Below are 4,422 nucleotides of genomic sequence, written 5' to 3' on the forward strand. Positions count from 1 at the left end.
GGAGCCTCCTCGGGCGCGGGCTCCGCAGGCGCCAGCGCCTCCGCGTCCAGCAGGCGCGCCGCCTGCCGGGCGAGGCGGGCCACCAGCGGGGCCGGCAGCCAGGCGCCGCTGTCCAGGTCGGGGCGCCCCGACAGCGCCGGGTCCGCCGACAGCGCCTCGACGCCGGGGCGTTCCGACGCGGACTTCGTGAGGCACCGGGCGATGAACGCGCGCAGCGCGTCGTCCGCCAAGCCGTCCAGCTCCGGTTCGGACTCGACGATCCGGTACATCACGGCGTGCTGGTTCCCGGCGGCGTGCCCGAACGGGAGCCGGCCCGTGGCCGCGTACATCAGGACGCAGCCGAGCGCGAAGACGTCGGCCTCGGGGCCGAGCGGCTCGCCGAGCACCTGCTCGGGGGCCATGAACCCGGGGGAGCCGACGACCATGCCGGTGCTGGTCAGCAGGGACTCCACCGAGGGTTCCACGGCGCGGGCGATGCCGAAGTCGATGACCTTCAGGCCCTCGACGGTGAGCATGACGTTCGACGGCTTCAGGTCGCGGTGGAGGATGCCCGCCCCGTGGATGCCCTCCAGCGCCCGCAGCAGCCCGTCCGCCAGGGCGAGGACCGCGTCCACCGGGAGGGGGCCGTACTCCCGTACGACCGTCTCCAGCGACGGGCCCGGCACGAATCCGGTCGCGACCCACGGCCGCTCGGCCTCGGGGTCCGCGTCCAGCACGGGCGCGGTGAAGTGCTCGCCGACCTTCCGTGCCGCGTTGATCTCCCGCCGGAACCGGGCCCGGAACTGCCCGTCCGCGGCATGCTCCTCGTGCACGACCTTGACGGCGACGGTGCGCCCGCCCTCGGAGCGCGCCAGGAAGACGCGCCCCATGCCCCCGGAGCCGAGCCGACCGAGCAGCCGGTAGGGCCCGATGCGCGCCGGGTCGCCCGCCGCGAGCGGCTCTATACCGCTGACGCCCTCGCCCTGGCCTCCGCGCTGGTCCTCGCCCTGCGCCTTGCCCTGCGCCTTGCCCTGGCCCTTGCCCTTTTCCTTGCCGCCGTCGCTGCCCATGACAGGCATGACCCCCCGGTCGTCCCCTGTGATCGTTCATACGGTCGGATGAACGCGATCAGCCTAGAACCGCGGGCGCGCGGACGCGTAACGCGTCACAGTTCCGGTGGAGGGGTTGCTCTTATTACCGACGGGTAGCATCATCGTAGCTACTAGCTGGTAGATGTACGAGGAACCCTGCCTCCCGATCCTTACGGAGCCGTCGCCATGGGGCACTACAAGTCGAATCTCCGCGACATCGAGTTCAACCTCTTCGAGGTCCTCGGGCGCGACAAGGTGTACGGCACCGGTCCGTTCGAGGAGATGGACGTCGAGACCGCCAAGAGCGTCCTCGACGAGCTCTGCCGCCTCGCGGAGAACGAGTTCGCCGAGTCCTTCGCCGACGCGGACCGGAACCCCCCGGTCTTCGACCCCGAGACGAACACCGCGCCGGTCCCGGCCTCCTTCAAGAAGTCGTACAAGGCGTTCATGGACTCCGAGTACTGGCGTCTGGGCCTGCCGGAGGAGATCGGCGGCACGACGTCGCCGCGCTCGCTCATCTGGGCGTACGCGGAGCTGATCCTCGGCTCGAACCCGGCGGTCTGGATGTACTCGTCCGGCCCGGCCTTCGCGGGCATCCTCTTCGAGGAGGGCACCGAGGCGCAGAAGAAGGTCGCCGAGATCGCCGTCGAGAAGCGCTGGGGCTCCACTATGGTCCTCACCGAGCCGGACGCCGGCTCGGACGTCGGCGCCGGCCGCACCAAGGCGATCCAGCAGGAGGACGGCTCCTGGCACATCGAGGGCGTGAAGCGCTTCATCACGTCCGGTGAGCACGACATGGAGGAGAACATCCTCCACTACGTGCTGGCCCGCCCCGAGGGTGCCGGTCCGGGCACCAAGGGCCTGTCGCTCTTCCTCGTCCCGAAGTACGAGTTCGACTGGGAGACCGGCGAGCTGGGCGCGCGCAACGGCGTCTACGCGACGAACGTCGAGCACAAGATGGGCCTCAAGGCGTCCAACACGTGCGAGATGACCTTCGGCGACAAGCACCCCGCCAAGGGCTGGCTGATCGGCGACAAGCACGACGGCATCCGCCAGATGTTCCGCATCATCGAGTTCGCGCGGATGATGGTCGGCACGAAGGCCATCGCCACGCTGTCGACGGGCTACCTCAACGCGCTGGAGTACGCCAAGGAGCGCGTCCAGGGCCCCGACCTGGCGAACTTCATGGACAAGACCGCGCCGAAGGTCACCATCACGCACCACCCCGACGTGCGCCGCTCCCTCATGACGCAGAAGGCGTACGCGGAGGGCATGCGCGCCCTCGTCATGTACACCGCCGCCGTCCAGGACGCGATCCAGACGGCGGAGGCCGCGGGCGAGGAGGCGGAGGCCAAGGCGCTGAACGGCCTGAACGACCTGCTCCTCCCGATCGTCAAGGGCTACGGCTCCGAGAAGTCGTACGAGCAGCTCGCCCAGTCGCTCCAGACCTTCGGTGGCTCCGGGTACCTGCAGGAGTACCCGATCGAGCAGTACATCCGCGACGCCAAGATCGACACGCTGTACGAGGGCACCACGGCGATCCAGGGCCAGGACTTCTTCTTCCGGAAGATCGTCCGCGACCAGGGCGCCGCGCTGAACAGGCTCTCCGAGGAGATCAAGAAGTTCCTGGCGGTCGGCACCGGCGGCGAGGAGCTGGCCGAGGCGCGCGACGCGCTCGCCAAGGCGGCCGTGGACCTGGAGGCGATCGTCGGCAAGATGCTGACGGACCTCACCGCGACCGGCGAGGACGTCAAGAACATCTACAAGGTGGGTCTGAACACGACCCGTCTGCTGATGGCGTCCGGTGACGTGGTCGTCGGCTACCTGCTGCTGCGCGGTGCGGCCGTGGCCGCCGAGAAGCTGGCGGCGGGCGCCTCGTCGAAGGACGTGGCCTTCTACCAGGGCAAGATCGCGGCGGCGAAGTTCTTCGCGGCCAACGTCCTGCCGGGTGTCGCGACCGAGCGGCTCATCGCCGAGGGCGTCGACAACTCGCTGATGGAGCTGGACGAGGCCGTTTTCTGAGCCTCGGCTGAGGCTCTCCTGAGGCTCGCCTGCGGGTGTGGCCCGACGGCCCGCTCTTCCCCGGATGGTCCGGTCCGGGAAAGAGCGGGCCGTCCGCTTTTATGCGATTTCCCTCCTATTCTGAAGCTGAGGAGCAGGAAGGGAACCGCCCATGGGCACGCTCGACCTCGACCTCGACAAGGCCCGGGACGCCGCCGCCCGGGAGGAGTGGGGCGCCGCGTACACCCTGCTCGACGGCCTGACCCCGGACGTACTCGCCGCCGACGACCTGACGCTGCTGGCCGACGCCGCCTGGTGGACCGGGCGCCTCGCCGAGTCGATCGAGGCCCGGCTGCGCGCGTACACGGCGTACGCCTCCGAGGGCGACGAGCGGGCGGCGGGGCGCAGCGCGTGGATGCTCTTCTACGACTACGGGGACACCGGCCGTACGGCCACGGCCACCGGGTGGCTGCACCGGGCGCGGCAGCATCTGGGCGGCCTGGCCGAGTGCCCCGAGAAGTGCTACCTGGCCTGGTCCGAGGCCGAGGAGGCAGCGGGGGGCGGCGACCTGGACGGGGCGCTGGCCGCCGCCCGGCGGATGACGCGCATCGCACGGAACTGCGGGAACCCCGACCTCCTCGCCATGAGCCGGCAGGTCCACGGCGGCATCCTCATCACGCACGGGCGGGCCGAGGAGGGCCTCGCGCTGCTGGACGACGCGATGTGCGCCGTCACGGCGGGGGAGCTCAGCTCCCTGTACACGGGCTGGCTCTACTGCCTGGCGCTCACCCGGTGCATGGCCGCCGCCGACCTGGGGCGGGCCGCCGAGTGGACGGACGCGGCGATGCGGTGGTGCACGGCGCACTCGTCCGACAACCCGTTCCGCGGGCTGTGCCGGGTGCACCGGGTCGAGGTCCTCGACCTGCGCGGCGACTGGCCGCGGGCAGAGGCGGAGGCCGCCCGCGTGTGCACCGAGCTGTGTGCCGGGGACGTCTCCGTGGCGGGCGAGGCGCATTACGTGGCCGCCGAGATCCACCGGCGGCGGGGCGACCTGGACGCCGCCGAGGCCGCGTACGCCCGCGCCCACGCCCTGGGCCGCACCCCGCAGCCGGGGCTCGCCCTGCTGCGGCTCGCCCAGGGGCACGCCGACGCGGCGGCCGCCGCGCTGCGCCTGGCCCTCGCCGAGGACCCGCCCGACGGCGACCTCCTGCGGCGGGCCCGGCTGCTGGCCGCCCAGACGGAGGTGACCCTGGCGACGGGCGACGTCGCGACGGCGAGCGCGGCCGCCGCCTCCCTCACCCACCTCGCCACCACCAACCCCCCGCACCCGGGCCCCACCCTCCTGACGGCC

3 protein-coding genes are annotated in these 4,422 nt (G+C 71.7%); 2 read left to right on the top strand and 1 reads right to left on the bottom strand.

Going from position 1 to position 4,422, the window contains the following annotated elements; translation table 11 throughout:
- Positions 1-1,049: serine/threonine-protein kinase (locus tag HTZ82_RS04095; protein ID WP_175407881.1), on the bottom strand; the 1,049-nt coding region annotated here is incomplete at its 3' end.
- A gap of 207 nt (positions 1,050-1,256) precedes the next feature.
- Between HTZ82_RS04095 and HTZ82_RS04100 the strand changes: the two genes are divergently transcribed.
- Together HTZ82_RS04100 and HTZ82_RS04105 are read left to right on the top strand one after the other, a co-directional pair.
- Entirely contained in the window at positions 1,257-3,092 is a 1,836-nt protein-coding gene (locus tag HTZ82_RS04100) for an acyl-CoA dehydrogenase (protein ID WP_175407882.1), read from the top strand.
- A 151-nt stretch (positions 3,093-3,243) separates the two neighbouring features.
- Positions 3,244-4,422, top strand: a 1,179-nt coding sequence (locus HTZ82_RS04105; RefSeq protein WP_175407883.1) for a LuxR family transcriptional regulator, incomplete at its 3' end; no start/stop codon positions are given.

The organism is Streptomyces sp. TRM64462, from assembly GCF_013362995.1.
Lineage (GTDB): Bacteria > Actinomycetota > Actinomycetes > Streptomycetales > Streptomycetaceae > Streptomyces.

Excerpts from the sequence above, each read along its gene's own strand:
- HTZ82_RS04100 (WP_175407882.1), top strand. The coding sequence starts at position 1,257 with ATGGGGCACTACAAGTCGAATCTCCGCGACATCGAGTTCAACCTCTTC.